Here is an 18,485-nt window from a genome sequence, read left to right on the forward strand (position 1 = left end):
CGTGGCGGCGCGGCCGGCGGCCGGAGCGGGGCGGGGCGGGGGGGTCGGCGTCGCGTCGTCCTGGCGCGGGGAAGGCCGTTCCGGCGGGTGCCGACCCGTGCTTTGGGAACGGTCTGCTCGCGGTGGTCGACGTCGTCGGCGGCCAGGTTCTCGGGTGCTGCGTCGGCGGCCTGGTCCTGGACGTGCCCGGCAAGTGCCTTCCGTCGCTGGTCGACTGGACGCTGCGCGAGGCGAAGCCGGGTCAGCCGAGGCTCTCCGGCCCCGGCGAGGCTGCCGGCCCGCTGGTCAGGCTCACCGAGGCCGCATGCGAGCGCTACGGCCTGCCGGCCCGCCGTGCCGAGGCGGAACGCCTGGCGGGCCGCCTGGCGGAGGGCCGCAGGGTCGCCGAGGAGTTGGCGCGCGCGGAGTGGCGGCTGACCGCGCGCGGTTTCGGGCCGTGGGCGCGGATCTACCGCCCGGCGCAAGGCTGTGAGCGCTCCTGCGGACAGTTGTGCGTGCCGTGGTGGAGCGCGACAGGTGTGCGTGCCGTGGTGGAACGGGCTCGGCGCCCGGCGCTGGGACGGCGTCGCCCGGCTCGCGCCGGCGGAACTCGCCAGGCTCCTGGGCGTGTACGCGCCAGGATGGTGGCGCCGCGCGGATCGGCTGCCGTGGCCGGCCTGGAGCTGATGACCGTCTTGCGCCCGCAGTGCCGTGCGAGCGAGCCGGGCGAGGACGGTGAGCGGCGCAGCGGGCACGACCCCGGCGGCCTGGGCGAGGACCCGGTCGAGTCGGCGCCGTGCGAAGTTCCCGACGGGCGCCTGCTTGTGAGGGATCTGCCGCGGTTTCACCAGCGTGCCCCGGCGGAGAGGCTGTTCGAGGAAGTGCTGGACTGGGCGCGTCCACTCGCCGACGACGGATGCGCAGAGTGTTGCCTGGCGGGCGTCGACTCGACATGGCCTTCGCCGCCGGCGCGAACGGTCTGGTCGTCGGGCTCGGTGCGCCGAGGAACGTCGAGGGCCCCGTGTTCGACGCGAAGCTGTCCGGTTCATGGCTGGTCGGCCTGCCCCCGCGTCGTTTTGTCGAGGGGGATGGTCGGCGTGGAGCGGGCTCAGCTGGACGCCGGTCTGCTGCCCGGCCCGTTCACGCCGACCGGCGGGCGGCCGACGGGTCCGGCCTGGTACGAGACGCGAACCGTCGCCTGCGCGGTGGAGCTCGGCTAGGCGTCGCGCCGGTCGAGGCGAACGGGGAGCAGTTCAACGCGCCGGAACTCGACCTCGCCCGCTACATCGAGACCGGCGAGGTCACGCGCAAGGACGCGGGGGAGTGGACTGCGATGAGCGTGTTCGGGGACGGTCTGGACAAGGCGACGCAGCGCGCCTTCGCCCGCTCCGTCCCCAAGAGCGCGGGCGCGCAGATGCGGTGCCTGGTCGAGCAGCTCAAGGGGGGCCGGGGCCGTCGCCGAACTGCTGGGGATGTCTCAGCGGCAGGTGGAGCGCTGCGTCGCCGGCACTGCCCGACACCGCCGCAAAGACCTCGCCGCGCGCCTGGAGGCCGAGGTCGGGAAGGGGTGGCAGCCGCGGATCCGTGCCAGGGCGCGGCAGAGTGCGGTGACGGCCGGCGGCATCGTCATCGGCGCCCGGGCCCGGATCGGGTGCACGGCGCCGTTCGGCTCCACCGACGAGGACCGCGTCCGGCGCCTGACCGTCGCGCTGTCGCCGCAGTACGCCGTCCGCCTCTTCGATGCCCGGGAGCAGGGCGCCGACGGCCGGGGGCTGCGGGAGGTCGCCGCGGAAGCGCTCAGGGAGGTGTACTTCCAGGACGGCGGCCGCCGCGCCGGCGGCCTGGAGGAGGTGCGCTTCACCGTCATTCGGCGCCTCGACTTCGATGTGTGGGCGTGCCTCCAATCGCCTTGTTGTGGCTGGATGCTTCGGTGGCTGAGGTTTTCTGGACGAGTTGGTGTGGTGGGGTGACTCGGCTCAGGGGGTCCGGCGAGTCGTGATGAGTTCTGGGGCGTCTGGCGGTCGTAGTGTCGTGCCTGCTGCCGAGGAGGACGTGTGATGCGCAGGGTGACTTATTCGATGGGCGTCTCGCTTGACGGCTACATCGTCGGGCCGGACGGCGGCTTCGAGTGGACGGTGCCCGACGAGGAGGTCTTTCGGTTCTGGATCGACGAGATTCGAGGCGTCGGCGTCCACCTGTTGGGACGACGGCTGTACGAGACGATGCTGTACTGGGAGACCGCCGACGAGGATCCCTCGCTCGACGACTCGAAGCTCGAGTGGGCCGCGCTCTGGAAGCCGCTGCCGAAGGTGGTGTTCTCCACCACGCTGTCGGCGGTGCAGGGCACTGCCCGCCTGGCCTCCGGCGGCGTGGCGGAGGAGGTCGAGCGGTTGCGAGCGGAGCCGGGGGAGGGCGACATCGCGATCGGCGGCGCGACTCTCGCCGCCGAGGCGGCCGCGTCGGGTCTGATCGACGAGTACCGGGCCGTGGTCTACCCGGTGCTGGTCGGCGGTGGCGTTCCGTTCTTTCCCCGGCGCGAGCGTCGGGTGGGTCTCGAACTCGTGGAGACCCGCACCTTCGGCTCGGGAGTCGTCTACCTCCGCTACCGCGTGGCGCGTTAGCCGGTCCGTCCGCCGAGCCGTGGGAAGGACGGGCCGGCACGGTGGCGTTCTGTCTGGGAGACGGCCTGTGCGAAGTGGTGTGAGCCATGGCCTGGCGAGGGCGAGTCGGGCGGAGCGCACCCGACCGCAGACGCACGCAGAGCCCCTGGCACGACGGGTCTCACCACGAGGTCATGTCCGCGACTGCCAGAGGCTTCACGTGGGTCTCCTAGGTCGCCGCGCTCGGCGTCCCGCGTCACGTCGTGGACCACCTCTCGCGCTTGCCGGCCGCACGGCGGCGGCGGATCGGCGCTTCGCGCGGCGGCCGGGCGCCCGGCCCGTTCGGCCAGGCCGTCCTGGTCCTGCGCTGGTTTTGCGGACGCGGCTGCGTGCACTGTCTGGCGCGCGGTGCCGGCGTCTCCCAGGCCGCCGGCTGCCGCTGCCTCCACGAGGGCGTCGGCATCCTCGGCGGCCGGGTTCCGGACCTGCACGAGGCCGTGGGCCGGTGCCGACGCGAGGTTATGACTCAGGTGATCCTGGACGGCGTCCTGATCGAGTCCGACCGTCTCGCCGGCGTCCGCGACAGCGGCGTCGGCCTGTGGTTCGGCCTGAAGCACGAGGCGTTCGGCGGCGACGTGCAGTTCCTGGCCGTACCCGACGGCGCCCCGCTGCGGGTCTCCGACGTCGAGCCCGGCTCCGCCCCCGACGTCGCCGCCGCCCGTGTCCACGCACTTCCCGTGCTGTGCAGCGCAGCGGCCGATGGGGTGCCCACTCTGGCCGACAAGGGTTGCATCGGCGCCGGAATCGGCATCCCCGTACCGTCCCGTCTCGGCGGGGCTCGGCGGGGCTCGGGTGGTGTGCGGTGCCGGTTTTGCCGTTCTGGGGAAGGCGCTCGCGCCCCGGGGCGGTGTGCTGCATCCGCCGCGGGCGGCGTGGACGGGGTGACGTTCGCCGGGGAGAGACGGTCGAGCCTGGTGGTGATGGGCCTGATGCGGGTGCATCGCCGGCGGGCCGGCGTTCTGGGCCGGCTGTGCGTGGACGGGCGGCTCGACCGCGGGCCGCAGGCCGCTGGCCGTCTGCACGGCGGGCGTCGAGGCGGCGGACCTGCCCGGGCTGGCGTCGGGCGGGACGCTTCTCTTCCCGGCCGAGCGCTCCACCGGCGCCGAGGTGCAGGGCCGGACCGTGGATCGGCTGCCCGGGATCGGTTCCCGGTAGAGGCGGGCGGCCGCTTCGGGCCGCTCGTCGTGTCGTTTCCTCTGATGAGGCGTGCAAAGACGGCCGTCGGCTGTGTTGGACAGGACGGCCCTCGGCTGCGCTGCGTGTGAGGGGCAGGACTGGGCTCGTGCTGACTGTGTTCGACACGGACCCGGTTCGGGCCCCGTCTTTGCCGGTCTCGTGTGCTGTCCGTTCGAGTCCGGGGGGGGCGACTCGGTCGTGTCTTCTTGTGGTGGTGGGAGGGCCTGTTGGGGTCCGGCGTGTGGATGGGGCTCTGGCTGGTGTTGTCCGTCAGTCCGGCTGGGGGTGCGTTCGTGTGTTGGCGCCGTGGTCGGGACTGCGGTCGGGATTGTGGTCGGGATTGTGGTCGGGATTGTGGTCTGCGGGTGCTGGTGGGGTTGTTCGAGGGCTGGGGATGGGGCTGTGCACGCTTGTGGTCGGGCTTGTGGCCGGGTTTGTGCCTGTGTTTGTGCTTGTGTTTGTGCTTGTGTTTGTGTTTGTGGCTGGGCTTCGCGGGCCGGAGCGGGCCGTCTGCCTGCCTGTGTTCTGCCTGCGTTTCGTGCCGCGCGGGCCGGGCCGGGCTGGGGCAGGTCCGGACCCGGCACGGGCTCCGGGGACGGGCGTGGCGTCCTCGGAGCCCGGTGCGTGTTCTGGTCTCATGCGCTCCTGTTGAGGGCGGTTCGGCGGGGGGTCATGCTTCCTGGAGTCTGTCGAGGATCCACTGGCCGAGTTCTTCGGTCATGACGGTGTGTCCCTCGTTGGCGGTGGCGCAGGCGAAGTCGTGGAGGTCGCTGCTGTCGCGGTCGACCTTGCTGTAGAGGTTGTTGCGGTCGTCGATGTCGGCCGATGCCACGGCGCTTACGGTGGGGACGAAGGTGGAGGCGTTGTAGGTCAGCTCGGCCGGGGTCTGGTCGACGAGTCCGGCCAGCATGGCGGCCATCCCGAAGTTGGCGGCGCCGTCCAGGAGGGGAGCTTCGGGGAACAGGCCGCCGGGAGCGCCGTCGATGTCGGGAAGGTCGCGGGTGCGGACCGGGACCGGGTCCGCACCGGTCTTGGCCAGCTCGGCGACGGTCTGCTGTCCCTTGTCCTGGGTGTCGAGGCGGGTGCCGCCCAGCTGCGGACCGGAGCTGACGACGGCGGGTGCGCCGGCGGGGATGTCGTTCCCGGCGCCGGTGGCCGTTCCGTTGGCGACGCCGAGCAGGCGGGGGCGCATGGGCCAGCCGCCCACCTGCTCGAGCGCTTCCAGGAAGTCGGTGCGTGCCTGGTCCTGTCCGGCGGAGACGTCGAGGGGGACGTCGGCGGCGGCGTCGGCGGTCTCGACGTGCCAGCGCAGCAGCTGGCGGGCGGCGTCGCTGTTGACCATGATGGAGAAGCGGCTCAGGAGCGGGCCGATTCCGGGGGTGCTTCCCCAGTGTTCCTTCACGAAGTGCGCGAAGGCCTGGACGGCGATGGGCAGCCACGCGCCGCGGTGCGGGGTGTCGTAGGAGAGGTAGGTGGAGGTCTCGTGGTCCTCCATCTGGCTCTCCATCTTGGCCAGGGCGTAGCGGGTGACCAGTCCTCCCATGCTGAAGCCGCCCACCGTCAGCGGGGCCGGGCCTTCGCGGTCGGCGATCGCCCTGCGGATGCACTCGACGGCCACGTCGGCGTTGTCGAGGATGGACGCGGAGCGCTCGTCGAAGCCCAGGAGAACGACGTCGAAGCCGTTCTCGCGCAGCTTGGAGATGAACGGGTACTGCCCGTTCTCCAGGCCCGCGTACAGCGCGTGGGGTTCGCTGGGTCCGATGGAGAAGCCGTCGGCGAGGATCACCGGCCGTTTGACGTGCGTCTGGCCGGGTGAGCTGTGGAACACCCAGGCGGTTCCGCCCCTGAGCGGCCACGTGGTGTTCCACGGGTCCGCTTGCGGGGCTGCGGGCCGGGCTCCCGGAGGGGCGCCCCAGATACTGACGACAGGCGTGGACATGCTTCGACGGCTCCCTTGGTGTCGCGGCTGGTCGTGCAGAACACGGTTATCGTCCCCACGCGGGCGTCCGAGCCTCTCCCCGAACCGGGCGACGTCACTCTCACGGGGGCCGAACCGCTCTTGAACGCCCCTTCACGCGCCCCGCGTACGCGGGGCGCGCCCTCGGGCCCGAGGCCGCCACGGTGACTGCTCGGCTCGGGCGTCGGGGCGGGTCGCATGGCTGCACGCGGAAGGGGCCGCGACCCGGCCACCGCAGTCACGGCCCCACGCTCACCCGTACGCGGCGGCGTCGGGCCGCCCGCTCGTGCGGGCGCCGGGCTCGTGGGTCTGCGGGACGGGCGGGTCCGCGATTCCTTCGCCGGCGTGCAGAGGGAGTTTCTCGCGGCGGGCGGCGGGGTGTGCGCGGACCGTCCGGCGGGAGGCGTCGGCTGCGTCGTGCTCGTGCGGCGACCGGTCGTGGATGTGCTTGAGGGGGTGTCGCCGTTTCCGCGGCGCTGTCGGATCCGGCGTGAGGACGGCGTCGACGGCCGGCTTGCAGGGGCCCGGCCGCGTCTCCCGCGCCCGCGTCTTGTCCTGCGGTGGTGTTGTCTTCCGTGGTTGCGGTCATGCGGGGATCGGGGCCCTGTGCGCGGTCTCGTAGCCCGCGTGGTGCGTCCGTGTCGGCGCCTGCAGCGTCTCGCCGGTCCTGGCGGTGTGGCGGTTTTGGCGGATTGCGGTGTGCGGGCCGGTCCTGGTCTTCGGCGGCGGCCGGGCGCCTCTGCCGTGGAGGGCGTGGCCGTGGTGTGGGAGCGGGCGGCGAGGCGTTCTGGGAACTCGGCGACGTCCGCTCTCGCGCTCATGTGGAGCCAGGCGATCCCGGCGTTGAGCGGCAGACGTTCTCAGGACTCCGTCTGCGGGGCCGCGGTCTGCGGGGCCGACACGAACGGGTCCTGCCGATTGCGGTCTGCCGTGGTGCTGCGTCTCATGGATCTCATGCAGCAACGTGTCTCTTCGCCAGAGGACGCCGTTCCTCCGATGGAGCGTTCGCGCTGGGTGGCCTTCGCGGGGATCCTGTTGTTGGTCGGCGCTCTGTTCAACCTGCTCAACGGGTTCGTGGCGGTCTTCAATCATGGCTACTACTCGACCGTCTACTCCCAGGGCAACCGTCTGCTCGTCCTCAATTACACGGCCTGGGGCTGGATCTGGGTCGCCGTCGGCATGGTGATGGCCCTGGCGGGCGTCGGGGTGCTCGTGGGCTCGAGGGCGGCGCGGCTGACGGGCGTCTGTCTGGCGGCGTTCTGCCTGGTCGGGCAGATGATCTTCCTTCCGGTCTATCCGTTCTGGTCTCTGGCCACCATGCTGGTGTCGGTGCTGGTCCTCTACGGGCTGCTGGCCGAGCCGCGGCATGTGCACGGGGCGCGGGTGTAGAAGGCCCGGAAGATCCTCCGGGACTTCGGCGGCGCGGTCCTGGACGGAGGGGCCGTCCTGGACGGAGGGGAGGGATTGGCGGGGGAGGCCGAGGACGCCGTCGGACGCGCCGGTCGGAAAAGCGCCTCACCGGAGAGTGTCCGCCGATCAGGGGCGCCTGGGAGTGGTGGAGGGCGCGGCGGCAGGAAGGGGCGCCGCGTCATGTCCCGCCGTCCCTCACGCCATGGCTGCTGCGTCCCTCGCCGCCGGTGCTCTGTCCCTCACGCCACGGCTCACGCCATGGCTGCTGCGTCCCTCGCCGCCGCTGTTGCGGGCTTGGGCGGCTCTGAAGGCGCCCAAAGCGCAGGCCGCGCCGGCGCGGGCCGGGGCGGGCCGGGGCGGGCCGGGGCGGTGCTGCCGTCCGCCGCCTCTGCGGCTTTGAGCGCGTCGGTCCGCCTCGAGCGGCGGAGCTGCGTCCTCGAGCGGCGGAGCGGCGTCCTCGATCCCTTCGGCCCGCGCGGCTGCGGCCGGGGAATCCAGGGTCCACCCAGGTGGCCCGGACTCGTTGAAGGCCCACGGCTCCCCGACGGGCTCCCAGCTCGGCCGTCCAGGCGGCACGGTGTTGACCGGGGCGATGATCCTGGAGCGTTCCTCTTCGGCGATCCGTCGTTTGCAGCTCTGCCCGCCCAGATCGTCCGGCCCCTGCAGTCCCAAACGGTTGAAGCGATGCAACCGGCGCCGGACCTGCAGTCCAGGCGTGTTTGAGGAGCCGGCACGGCACGCGGCGGCATTGGCCAGGCGCCGCTGACGCGGGCCGTGGCCCGGGATGAGGGGACGGGCAGTCCGACGCGGCAGCTCGCTGCCTCCGGTGGCAGGCCTGTTGGGAGCCGTCAGCGTGGGAGTCCAGTGGTCGCCACTGGTTGTCTTTCGGTCTTGCCGGCGGGAGAGCGCGTTCGGTGTGCCACGGGGCTGCGATCTCTCCTGAGGCGGCCCACCCGTAGCGTTCGAGTCGTTCTGCATCCCTGGTGCGCCCCGTTTCCCGGAGGCTGACGATGGCTGGGTGGGCGGAGAGTTCGCTTCCTGCCGCGACCGCGCGTTTGCGCCACGAGAGGGATGCGGCCCAATGTCCTTGGTCCGCCAGGAGCTGGGCGGCCCGGTGCAGCGCAGCGGTCTCTCCTTGCTCGGCGGCCTGTTCGGCTGCCGCGAACGCGTGTTGCAGGTCGCCTTGGTCCGCCCGCCTTCTGGCCTCGGCCGTGGGCAGCGTTTCTTGCCTGGCGGCGGCTCGCGCCGCCCAGGCGGACAGTTTCCCCGAGCGGGCGCGGGGACGCGACGGTGTCCTCGGCTGAGAGATGGGTGGTGCCGTCCAGCGGTTCGGCATGCCATGCGGCGGGCGCCGGGAGGCCCGTGACCGGGCTGCTGCCTGTCGGCTGCTCCCACACCAGGCCGACGTTTCGGCCGTGGCCGGCGGCCTCGGCTCGTCGTGCCCAGACCTGTGCCTGGTCGATGTGCGCGGCGTCCGTCAGCCGTCCGGCCGCCGTTTCGTGCGCCTCGCTCACACCGGCTGCTGCGGTCCGTTCGCACCAGGAGGGGGCTTCAGCCAGGCGTCCGTGGTCTGCTGGGGCGTGTATCGAATGTGCTGGTCACAACCACTCGTTGATGGCCGCGACAAGGACGGTCGCCTCGTAGCGGACCGCGAGCTTGTCGTGTCTCGTGGCGAGGGCACGGCGCCTTCTGAGGCGGTTGATGCCACGCTCGACCGCGTGCCGGGCCTTGCGGTCCTCGGCATCGAACGTGGGTGGCCGGCCGCCGGCCGGACCGCGCTTCTTGCGGTCGCGGGCCTGGTCGGCCTTGTCCGGGATGGTGCGGCGGATGCCGCGTCGGCGCAGGCAGGCGCGGTTCTTGCGGGACGCGTACGCCCTGTCGGCGCGGACCCGGTCGGGCCGGGTCCGCGGACGCCCCGAACCTTGGCGGGGGGACGCGGACCTTGTTCAGGACGGGCTCGAACTGCGGGGAGTCGCCTCGCTGTCCGGCAGTGATCACGATGGACATGGGCCGCTGGCCCTGCTCGACGGCGAGGTGGAGCCTGGTGGTCAGGCCGCCGCGCGACCGTCCGAGGCCGTGGCCGTCCGGCTCGGCGGTGGTGCCGCCGGGCGGCTCTTTCCGCAGGTCCCCTTTTTCCGCGCTCCGGCGGCATGCTGGCGGGCCCGGCAGACAGCGGAGTCGATGCCGAGGTCCCAGAAGATGAGCTCCTTGGCCTCGGCCTGGGCCTGCAGCTCGGCGAGGACCCGCTGCCAGATGCCGTCCCGCTGCCGGCGGCGGAACAGGTCGTACGACCTGGCCCAGGGCCCGTACCGCTCCGGTACGTCCCGCCAGGGGACGCCGGTGCGGGTGCGGAACCAATGGCCGTCGATCAGTTGCCGCCTGGTCCATGTCACCGGACGGCCCGGCTTCTTGCCCCTTGGGCAACAGCGGCTCCAGGCGCGCCCACTGTGCATCCGTCAGATCGCCACGTGCCGCGAGGCGAGATCATCTCACTTCGTGCGGCTCCGTCGGGAACGATGCCGGCGAGCAGGGGGCCGGGCCGCCAACCGATGAGTCAGGAGACCGGTCATGGCGCGCACGCCGTGGCCGATCGCGCGCTCGTCGGCCGCGAACTCAGGAGAGTGCGGCGCACCGTTGATCCCCGAATCGGCGTCTGCGACGCCGAGGTAGAGCTGCGCGCCTGGAGCCTCGTCGAGGAACAGCGCGAAGTCCTCACAGTTGTAGGGCCACGATGCACGGGCCCACAGGACGGACTGCGGCCCCATCGCCGTGCTCAGGTAGTCGCCGGCCGCCGTGCTGAGCTCCGCAGAGTTCACCAGGGCGGGGAACGGGACGTCCTGGAACTCGGCGTGTCCGCCGGCGGCCGCCGCAAGCTGCTCGACCTGCGCGCGTACTTCCGGCAGTCGTTCCTGCGGCCAGACGCGCAGCAGGACGCCGGCGGCCGGCTGCCCGCCAGGACCTGGCTCGATCCACGTGGCGACGGACACGGATTCCTGGTTGGATGCGGCCACTTCGGGGTCCAGCAGGGCATGGAAGCCTGAGTGGTACTCGGCGAGGTTCTGCGGGAAGCCGGCCGTGCCGAGTTCCGCGACCTCGGCTGCGACGGCGGCCGCCGCGTCCTCGCCGCCCGGAAGTAGGATCCGGATCTGGTCGAGCCCGGGCAGCCCGTAGCCCGGGGACACCGCGATGGCGCCGGTGGGGAACGGGCTGCAGTGCAGCGCGTAGAACTCGCGCGGCGCGAGCCGCTGCACCAGTCCCGTGTCCAGCATCGCGCGTGCGCCCTGCAGGGGCTCCTCGGCCGGCTGGAACACGAACGCCAGCCGCCCACGTACCTGCTCGGAGCACTGGGCCATCTTCCTCGCCACGCCGACACCGATCGCGGTGTGCAGGTCGTGCCCGCACAGGTGCGCGACACCAGGGACGCGCGAGGCGAAGCCCTCGTCGTGCACCCGGCCCGAGAGCGGGAACGGCAGAACATCCCTCGTCGCGTCCACGGCGTCCATGTCCGCCCGGTACGCCACCGTCGGGCCGTTTGCAGAACCGTCGAGCACGGCGACGACCCCGTGCCCGCCGACGCCGGTCGTCACCTCCAGCCCCGCCGCACGCAACTGCTCCGCAACCAGCCCGGCTGTCTCCCGCTCCTCGCCCGCGAGTTCGGGTCGGCGATGGATCTCCCGGCGGAGCTCGATCAGTTCCTCGTCCAATGACATGAAGGAAAGATCGCGAAGCTGAGCACCGGCACGCAACCGAATTGTCGGAGCGCAGTCGCGGGAGGACACCAGCGACCGCCGAAGTCGGGCGGGGGCTCGTTGGACGTCGATGATGTCGCTCGCGGAGCCGGTATCGACGGGCCGTTCCATGCACGGCGATTTCGATGCGCGCCCTCGTGGGGGAGTGCCATGGCGGGTGCTTCCGCAGGCCGTGTACCGGCCCGGCAAGTTCACGGCCGGCTGCCCGCGCTGTGTAGAGTGGCACTACCGACGCGGGGTGGAGCAGCTCGGTAGCTCGCTGGGCTCATAACCCAGAGGTCGCAGGTTCAAATCCTGTCCCCGCTACGAGACGAAGGGTCCGGCGTACGCCGGACCCTTCCGCGTTCTCCGAACGCCCCACGCGGCTCGAACACCGTCTCGTCACTCGGCATGCGCGCCCCGCAGAATCTGAGCCAGAGCCCGAAGCACCCACACGGCCACGGGCACTCGGTTCAGGTTGCAGCCGCAGCTGCGGTGACCGTCCGGGTCAGTGGATGACTGGCTCCCAGCGCGCGGAGGCAGTCGTCCTTCAGAGCGGCCAGCATGGCCGCTGCTGCTTGCGGGCCCTGTGTCCGGCGGGCGACCAGGAACTGGTCGTACCGGGTCGCCAGCGTGCGGGGACGGGCGGGGCCGTGGAATTGCTCCTGGTCACGGAGTGCCTCCGACAGGGCTTGCAGGGCTCTTTCAGGGTCACCGGTCTCTGCCAGGAGCCTGCCGAGCTGGTGGCGGGTGCTCAGGGTGCGTGAATGCAGGCCGAGAATCCGTTCCTGGTCGCTCAAGGCCGAGTGCGCCGCACACCCTCGTCAGCCCCTCCATCCGTACGATCGCGCCCGCCCGGCTCGGACAGGACGGCCGGGGCACGCGGTCCCGTGCCTGTTCGCACGCCGCACGGGACTGCGATCAGCGTCCACGGACCCGTCCGCATCCCGTTCCGCCCGTCTCCGTCCTCTTTCCGCGGCTTCACGGCGACAAATCTGGGAATGGCTGATTCCGCCGTCCTCCGCCTCAGCGGACGTGTCGTCACACCATCAGGGCTCCGGTGGACGCCCCGGAGACACCGGTGACCGGCCTGCCCAGGCGAAACCGCCGCCCGCACCGGCCCACGGCTGCCACACCGCCGACCGCTGCTCCTCCCCAAGCCGCGGCCGCAGAGAAATCCGAAAGGTTCCGGACTGGTGTGCGGCATGGCCCGAACTCGCCTTCAATCGATGCCAGTTGAGCCCATCCGGCTGATCGGCTGTCAGTGCCGGGCGTCAACATGACTGCGACGCCGGGAACCCACCACCAGCTGGAGGACCACATGCCCTTCGTCCGTTCGTACGTGCGCTCCGACGGGACGCCGGTACGCGGACACTCCCGATGGGCGCCGGGCGCGCGCCGGGAGATGACCATCGTCGCCGCAGTCGGCCTGGCCGTGCTCGGCTACGGCAACGCCCACACCGCCGACGGCTCGGACAACACGCAGCCCACGCCGTCGGTCACCTACCCCATCCGCTTCGGCCACACCGACAGCAAGCCGCGGGCGGCCGTGCCGAGCCCGGCTGTCTCCTACCCGATCCGGTTCGACACGCCGACCGCCAAGCGAGCCAAGCCCACACCGAGCGTGTCGTACCCGATCGACCTCTCCGCCCTGGCCGGTGGGCGGTGACCCGGCGCCCACCGGCCCGGCGGCGCCCTGCACGGCGCCCCAGCCGGCGCCGCCAACCACAGCAGACACCGTTCGCCGGCCTGTGCGTGACCGCAGCCGTGACCCTCTGGCTCGTGGCGAAAGCGGTCGACTGGCTTCTCGCGCACTGGTGGCTGCTGCTGGTCGCGGCCGTCATCGCCGTTCTGGCAGGCATCGGATGGTGGCAGCAGCGGGCTCAGCGCGCCCAGTGGGAGCAGGCCCAGGCGCGTGCCCTGCGCTACGGACTGCCGCAGCTGGACACACTGCCCCACCGGCAGTTCGAGTACGCGGTCCGGGACCTGATGCGCCGGGACGGCTGCGCCGACGCCGTCCAGGTCGGCGGACAGGGCGACCTCGGGGCGGACGTGAAGGCGACCGACCCGCTGGGACGCCGCTGGGTGATCCAGTGCAAGCACCGCCGTCACGGCGAGCACGGCGCAGCCGTGGGCACACCGGAACTGCAGGCGCTGAACGGCACCGGACGCCCGGTCCACCAGGCGGACGTGGTCGTGATGGTCACCAACGGAAGGATCACCCAGCCCGGCCAGGTCTTCGCCCGGCAGCAGCGCCTGCACCTCGTGGACCGCACACTGCTCGGCGCCTGGGCATCCGGGGTGCGACCGCTGTGGGAGCTACTGCCCGCACTGCCTCCGCCTCGCAGGCCGTCTGCACGGTCCTGACCGTCCGCGCCGTCATGCAGGGCGCCTCACCCGGCGTCTGCCCGGCCGCCCGCCCAGGACGGCCGGGCAGACGCCGGGTGAGGGCCTGCCCGTGAGCGTCGATCGACGGGGGCAACGCCCGCAGCCATTACGGCGTCGTCTGGCGCCCGGACAAGCTGGCGGCCCTGACGGCCACGGCGGCTGGGCCCGACGGCCTCAGCGGCGCCTGTCGGCCCCGTGAACGCTCTGCCAGTGCTCAAGAGCGGGAAGCGTGTGCTTGCCGACCGCCGACTCGGCACGGCGCGGATCAAGCCGGCGCATTGCATGCACGACGTCGACGAAGGGCGAGTCGAACAACGCCTGGCCAGCCTGTCCGCCTCCGCGTCGCCTGCCTGGCGCAGGTTGTGCCAGTCCCGCAGATTGGAACAGGCAAGACAGAAGGCGTCCCTACGCCCCCGCACGAGATCGGGCCGGTTGGAGACCGAAGACACGGATCGTGTGTTCGCCCTTCTTGCTGGAGAAGTCGTACTCGCCGCACCGCAGCAGCAGAAACAGATGATCGGCCGGATCGTCGGTGGTCGGATCGACGGTCGGATCGACCAGAAGACAGGCCCCGGCCGCGTCGACGGGACACTGATCGTCGCAGTGCATACACCGCGCACGACCGTGAGCCATCGACTCCAGCAGAGTTTTCACATGCCTCTTCGGAGCAGCGGCGGCATTCCACTCGGCGCGCGCTGCTTCCGGTCGCTCCGGCGCTGTGCACTCTGGCCGTCCACCGCTTCAGCAGACCCTGCGTGCTCGTCGGAGCGGGAAGCCGCTGGAGGGCAATCACCGCTCCTGCTCCAGCCGCGCGGCCACCTCGGCGACCCGGCTCTGCACCGAGCTGGTCAGCAGATCACTCAGCGCGGGATGCTCGCTGATCTCTTGTGAGCTGGCCGTACCCGCGTACACCTTGCGCTCCAACGGCACGAGCCTTCGCCGACCTGCTTCGGCCCGGTCCGAATACGGAGTCTCCAGACCGAACGGCTCCGACAGCACGGTGTCGTCAGCGCTGCCGTAGACCACACGCCGGTACCGGTCCTCGCCGAGACCAGCACACTGCTGTCCGAAGCCGATGTGTCTGGTGCCGTGTGGAACGGTCTCGTCCGAAACGATGAGGAGTACCTTCCCGGCGGCATTTCACCCGACGACCGGGAACAGGCCGTACTCGCCGTCGCACGCCGCGCGCTCAAACTGCCCCACAGTCCACCTCCCAGCGGCGGGGCACTACCGCGACTGCGGTCCGACGCAGTGCTGCGCGCACCGGCCAACCCCGCCTTCGCCGCAGGCGACGAGTTCGCCACCGACCTGATGCGAGACTTCGCCCTGTGCCGCCTGTTCCTCACCGCCGGCTGGGAACCCTTGACCAAGGCCAAAGCACCCCGCTGGGCCAGCCGCGCGGTCCGGGCCGCCTGCCAGGCGAAGCTGCTGGCCGGGAACCAGGCGGCCACCTGGCGCGAATCGCGCCGCGAATTCGAGCAACTCGGCGAGGACGAGGGGGAGCGGTGGACCGAGGTCCCGATAGAAGCGCTCCTCACCCTCGGCAACGCCCAGAGCGCGATCGAAGACGTGTGGGACGACCTGGCAGCCGACGATCATCGCGGACTCAAGACCCTGCTGCGCCTTGCCGACCTGCGCTACGTCACCAGCACCGTCGCGGACCCCTTCACACTCACACCGGTAGTCGCCCTGACCTACTGCACCGACCGTGACCTGGGACAGGACAACCGCTACGCCAGCATGGGCAAGACGATCCGCAGCCTTGTGCTGGCATGGCTGCGCGGCATGGCCCACGACACCCAGAACCCCGACGCACTGCGCCAACAGGTCCGCGATCGCATTCTCGCCGGGCGGCCGGAACGCCACGACGACTTCGCCGTCGAAGCGCTCGCCGCCCTCGGGCCCGACGCCGACGAAGCCGGCGAGAAGTGGCTGAGAGACACGGCAGCCCAAGCCCCGGGACAACTGGATGCCGCCGTGGAGTCTTTCGCCGCCCTCTACATGGCCCGGACCAGCTCGCCAGAGTCCAGGGGCGGGCGTCGCTACTGCGGTCCGAGAACCACCCCGCCCGCCGAACCGCCGGCGACAAGGTCGTCCTGCAATACAAGCCTCCCCCCGACATCACCGACAGCTTCGCCCCGCGCGCAGCCCAAGTGGCCGCCGGCAGCGAAGCGCTGCGCCTGCAGCACACCTACGGCGACCACGACATCCAGCCCGAGGAATGGCCGACCGACTCGCTCCTCACCGACCTCGAGCTCGCACGAAAGATCGCCGCCGACCCGCCTTCTCCGTTCGGCCCCCTGCACCCGCAGGACGCCCCAGCCGCAGTCGCAGCCGCTGCGGTCATCAGCCACGCGCGCGGACCTGCCGTCGTCCCCGACGACGACCTGCGCTGGGCCGCCGACACCCTCCTTGCCACCCCCACCACCGCACCTGTCGACAGCGACGACGAAACCTGGGTGGTGTACCCGATGGCAGCCTCCGGCTCCGCCGCCCGAGCCCTTCCCTCCCTGCTCCTCGCCCCCGTCGATCACCTCGACATTGCCCAAGACCGCATCGAGCAGGCCGTCACCGCCCTGGCCGCGTGGCCAGGCCGTCACCGCCCTGGCCGCGTGGCCGGACGGCGTCCGCACCCTCTTCGCCGACGGCTGCGCCCCTGCGTGGCAATCGCCCTGCGAGGAAGAGCCGGACGACGGCAGCCCCTGCCGACGTCACCAGCCACTGTGGGCTGCCGTCCAGGCCGGCCTCGGCGGCTGCCGCCTCGGCTCCTGGCGATCCGGAAACCGCCAGCCGGAATTCCTCCCGCCTCCCCACGCCGACACGCTGCCCGCCGTCCCGCCCACCGACCTGCTCGTGAACCGGCTCGCAGCGCCGATCGCCTGCATCACCGCCGCTCGCCACACCACATGCCTGACTCGGCACGCCAACGCCCTGCTCCCGGCATTGACGGACGCGCACCGCAACGGAGCCGACCACTGGATGACCGAGGACTACGGCGGGTACAACAGCCCCGAACGCGAACCTGCCGTCCGCGCCCTGATCACCCTCGCCGCCGACGGCGGCACCGACTCCCTTACCGCGCACCTGCAGTCGTTCGCCGCCAACGCCAACGCCCTGCAGCAGCTGCTGAGCGATGCTGTCACCCTGTGCACCTACGACGCCCAGCTACGCGCTCTGCTCCCCGCTGTCTGGCCACTGATCACGACCACCACGCTCGACGCCCTCGATGCGGGCGCCGACCTGCGCCAAGGAAGCCACCGATGGGCCGACTACGCCGTCGCAGCCCTCCTGCCGACCCCGCAACCGCGCACCGCTGACCCGCGGTTCGAGGAAACCCTCAACCGTGTGAACCGCGCCTGGCTCGCACCCGACGCTCTGGGCGAGGCCGCCGAACGATGGCTCGACCTGGCCCGCGGCGAGCCCATGGCCGCCGGCGCGGTGGCCCGCTTCGCCCGCACCACCCCATCCATGTGGCAGCGCGCCACAGGCCTGACGTGGCTCGAGCACGTGATCGACGGCCGCTACGACGCCTTCGCCAACCACTGCTGGTACGTCATCCGCTGGCTGACCGAACTCCGCGAAACACCTCTTCCTGACGCCGCCACACTGAGCCGATGGCGCCGCATCGTCGACGGCCTCGCCGCGTCCGGCGACCCAAGAGCCGTCAGTCTCCAACGCATCGGCGAGTAACTCACCCACCAGCTCGTGCAGGCCGAAGGACTGCCGGTCGCTACGACACAGGCGACGGCGGGCCCTTGTAACACCTATGAAGCTGTTGCCGATCCGGCGTCATCACCACTGATCTCAAGACGCCGGTGCGCTATAGCGCCTTCGAATCATCGGTCCAGCCCGTACCCATGGCTGTTGTCAGAGTGCCGAGGGGATCGCCGCCAGAGGTGGATTCAACCCATTGGGACCGGGATCCGCAGGGGGAGTGCCTGGATACTCCACCCGCCGCTGAGCTGCCCGGCGTCGCTGCTCTGCAGCCAGCCGCCTGACCTTGCGGCGGACCCGTTCACCGACGGCCGCCGCGTCGCGGACTCCGAGGACAGCCGCAGCCTCCTTCCAGCTGCGCCCGACGGCCGCGGTGTAGGCGAACACCACCTCACGCTCGCCTGGATGCAGACCCTGCAGCACGGAGGCTGTCAGCCGCCCGTCTTCATTCACTGCCTCTGCGGTGCATGTCAGGAGAGCATCGGCGGCATTGCGGCTGTCCATGGACAGTGCGGCGAGGTCCGCGTCCAGCGGCAGCACACGCCCCGGCGGTGCCGGCCCGTCGGATGCCAGGCTTCCGATCGGCCCGCTCACGGAATCACACGCCCACACGCTGCTGCCCCTGGGAACAGCCACCATCCACACGGTGGCCGGCCGGGTTCGGGAGCACTCGAGGAGAGGATCCCACAGCCTGGATGCGGACCTGGCGGGCGAAGCCCGTATGGCGGCCGTGACGTCCCGCGACACGCATGTCTCGGCGGGCCAGACCCCGGGCATGACCGCTGTCTCGGTGTGTCCGCTCACAAGGATCACGGCATGCCCTAGAGCGCTCTCCCGACAACGTTCCTCCCGGTCCCCGGCGAAGGCGATGTCGCGGACAACGGAGATTCCGCCGGCCGCCACCGGGAACACATTTCCCAGCGGATCCGCTTCTGTGCTCCGCAGGAAGAACGCGGCATGTTCGTCCCTCGAAGCGCTCCGAGACCGTCCCGCCCCCCGGCGCCGGGGCGCAGCAGTTCGAGCCCCGTGGGTTTGCCCCAGGGGAAGCGGTTGTCGAAAGGAGTGAGACGGGCAGAGTCGCCGCTGCCCGCCAGTTCGAGAGCCTCCCGCACGGCAGGCGGAGTGGCCGCTGAACCCTCGGCCTCGCTCCGGGAGCCGTTGAAGGCGTCCAGCGGCTTTCAGCCGGCACACCTCGCCTCCCAGTCACCGGCGGGGCGGTCCCAGTAGTCGGCAGGCCCCTGCATGCGCTTCAGCAGTCGGGCGTACGCGGTGCTCCTCACGGCGTCCTCCGTGTTGGTGGTCGTCCTCCGGCGGGCGTCGTTGTTGTCCATCAGCTACTGTCCTCGGGCCGTGATCGGGGCGGCATGATGTGCGCTGGCCGCAGTCGATCGCTGACCGCGGGGGCGCTGCGGATCGCCTGGCGGCCGCGCGACCATTGCTGATCGACCTGGTTCCTGGCGGTTCCGATCTGGG

The 18,485-nt window shown here is 71.5% G+C and carries 16 protein-coding genes, 1 tRNA gene and 2 pseudogenes; 9 read left to right on the forward strand and 10 right to left on the reverse strand.

The annotated features are described in order from the left end of the window. Positions 1-122 precede the first annotated feature (122 nt). From OG562_RS45530 to OG562_RS45545, 4 genes and pseudogenes are all read left to right on the forward strand, one after another. A complete protein-coding gene (locus OG562_RS45530; RefSeq protein WP_323187678.1) occupies positions 123-1,199 on the forward strand; it encodes a hypothetical protein in 1,077 nt (358 codons plus the stop codon). 113 nt (positions 1,200-1,312) lie between these two features. Next, a pseudogene (locus tag OG562_RS45535) lies at positions 1,313-1,868 on the forward strand (XRE family transcriptional regulator); the annotation flags it as partial. A gap of 168 nt (positions 1,869-2,036) precedes the next feature. After that, positions 2,037-2,600, forward strand: a complete 564-nt coding sequence (locus OG562_RS45540) for a dihydrofolate reductase family protein (RefSeq protein WP_266408782.1) — start codon at positions 2,037-2,039, stop codon at positions 2,598-2,600. A 260-nt stretch (positions 2,601-2,860) separates the two neighbouring features. After that, positions 2,861-3,904 carry a hypothetical protein gene (locus OG562_RS45545; protein ID WP_266408784.1) on the forward strand — a complete coding sequence of 348 codons (1,044 nt, stop codon included), beginning with the start codon at positions 2,861-2,863 and terminating at the stop codon, positions 3,902-3,904. A gap of 581 nt (positions 3,905-4,485) precedes the next feature. On the opposite strand, the gene OG562_RS45550 is transcribed toward OG562_RS45545, so the two are convergent. Further along, positions 4,486-5,754: a triacylglycerol lipase gene (locus OG562_RS45550; RefSeq protein WP_266408787.1), complete on the reverse strand. Its 1,269-nt coding sequence runs from the start codon at positions 5,752-5,754 to the stop codon at positions 4,486-4,488. A 1,014-nt stretch (positions 5,755-6,768) separates the two neighbouring features. Here OG562_RS45550 and OG562_RS45555 point away from each other — a divergent pair. Then, on the forward strand, positions 6,769-7,161 hold the full coding sequence (locus OG562_RS45555; protein ID WP_266408789.1) for a hypothetical protein: 393 nt from the start codon (positions 6,769-6,771) through the stop codon (positions 7,159-7,161). A gap of 1,619 nt (positions 7,162-8,780) precedes the next feature. On the opposite strand, the pseudogene OG562_RS45560 reads toward OG562_RS45555, so the two are convergent. Together OG562_RS45560 and OG562_RS45565 are read right to left on the reverse strand one after the other, a co-directional pair. Next, a pseudogene (locus tag OG562_RS45560) lies at positions 8,781-9,642 on the reverse strand (IS5 family transposase). Between the two features lie 29 nt (positions 9,643-9,671). Then, the gene (locus OG562_RS45565; RefSeq protein ID WP_266408792.1) at positions 9,672-10,892 is read right to left on the reverse strand and encodes a M20 family metallopeptidase; all 1,221 of its coding nucleotides are present in this window, start codon (positions 10,890-10,892) and stop codon (positions 9,672-9,674) included. 271 nt (positions 10,893-11,163) lie between these two features. Between OG562_RS45565 and OG562_RS45570 the strand changes: the two genes are divergently transcribed. Further along, positions 11,164-11,237 (forward strand) — tRNA-Met (locus tag OG562_RS45570). 146 nt (positions 11,238-11,383) lie between these two features. Here OG562_RS45570 and OG562_RS46330 read toward each other — a convergent pair. Beyond that, a complete protein-coding gene (locus OG562_RS46330; protein ID WP_353962844.1) occupies positions 11,384-11,710 on the reverse strand; it encodes a tetratricopeptide repeat protein in 327 nt (108 codons plus the stop codon). A 479-nt stretch (positions 11,711-12,189) separates the two neighbouring features. Here OG562_RS46330 and OG562_RS45575 point away from each other — a divergent pair, with 479 nt between their 5' ends. Next, positions 12,190-12,579 carry a hypothetical protein gene (locus tag OG562_RS45575; protein ID WP_266408795.1) on the forward strand — a complete coding sequence of 130 codons (390 nt, stop codon included), beginning with the start codon at positions 12,190-12,192 and terminating at the stop codon, positions 12,577-12,579. Positions 12,580-12,692: 113 nt separating this feature from the next. After that, a complete protein-coding gene (locus OG562_RS45580) occupies positions 12,693-13,277 on the forward strand; it encodes a restriction endonuclease (protein WP_266408797.1) in 585 nt (194 codons plus the stop codon). A 426-nt stretch (positions 13,278-13,703) separates the two neighbouring features. Here the strand turns inward: OG562_RS45580 and OG562_RS45585 are convergent, their stop codons facing one another. The 4 genes from OG562_RS45585 to OG562_RS45600 form a co-directional block, all read right to left on the reverse strand. Beyond that, positions 13,704-13,952, reverse strand: a complete 249-nt coding sequence (locus OG562_RS45585; RefSeq protein ID WP_266408800.1) for a hypothetical protein — start codon at positions 13,950-13,952, stop codon at positions 13,704-13,706. A 135-nt stretch (positions 13,953-14,087) separates the two neighbouring features. Continuing rightward, positions 14,088-14,324, reverse strand: a complete 237-nt coding sequence (locus OG562_RS45590) for an ATP-binding protein (RefSeq protein WP_266408804.1) — start codon at positions 14,322-14,324, stop codon at positions 14,088-14,090. Positions 14,325-14,525: 201 nt separating this feature from the next. Then, the gene (locus tag OG562_RS45595) at positions 14,526-15,251 is read right to left on the reverse strand and encodes a hypothetical protein (RefSeq protein ID WP_266408807.1); all 726 of its coding nucleotides are present in this window, start codon (positions 15,249-15,251) and stop codon (positions 14,526-14,528) included. An 89-nt stretch (positions 15,252-15,340) separates the two neighbouring features. After that, entirely contained in the window at positions 15,341-15,847 is a 507-nt protein-coding gene (locus OG562_RS45600; protein WP_266408810.1) for a hypothetical protein, read from the reverse strand. On the opposite strand from OG562_RS45600, the gene OG562_RS45605 reads away from it, so the two are divergent. Beyond that, complete coding sequence (locus OG562_RS45605) at positions 15,840-16,988, forward strand: hypothetical protein (protein WP_266408813.1); 1,149 nt, start codon at positions 15,840-15,842, stop codon at positions 16,986-16,988. The genes OG562_RS45600 and OG562_RS45605 overlap by 8 nt on opposite strands. Positions 16,989-17,165: 177 nt before the next feature. Here the strand turns inward: OG562_RS45605 and OG562_RS45610 are convergent, their stop codons facing one another. Both OG562_RS45610 and OG562_RS45615 read right to left on the reverse strand, forming a co-directional pair. Next, a complete protein-coding gene (locus tag OG562_RS45610; RefSeq protein ID WP_266408816.1) occupies positions 17,166-17,552 on the reverse strand; it encodes a hypothetical protein in 387 nt (128 codons plus the stop codon). A gap of 638 nt (positions 17,553-18,190) precedes the next feature. After that, entirely contained in the window at positions 18,191-18,343 is a 153-nt protein-coding gene (locus OG562_RS45615) for a hypothetical protein (protein ID WP_266408819.1), read from the reverse strand. Between the last annotated feature and the right edge of the window lie 142 nt (positions 18,344-18,485).

Source organism: Streptomyces sp. NBC_01275 (assembly GCF_026340655.1).
Classification (GTDB): Bacteria; Actinomycetota; Actinomycetes; order Streptomycetales; family Streptomycetaceae; genus Streptomyces.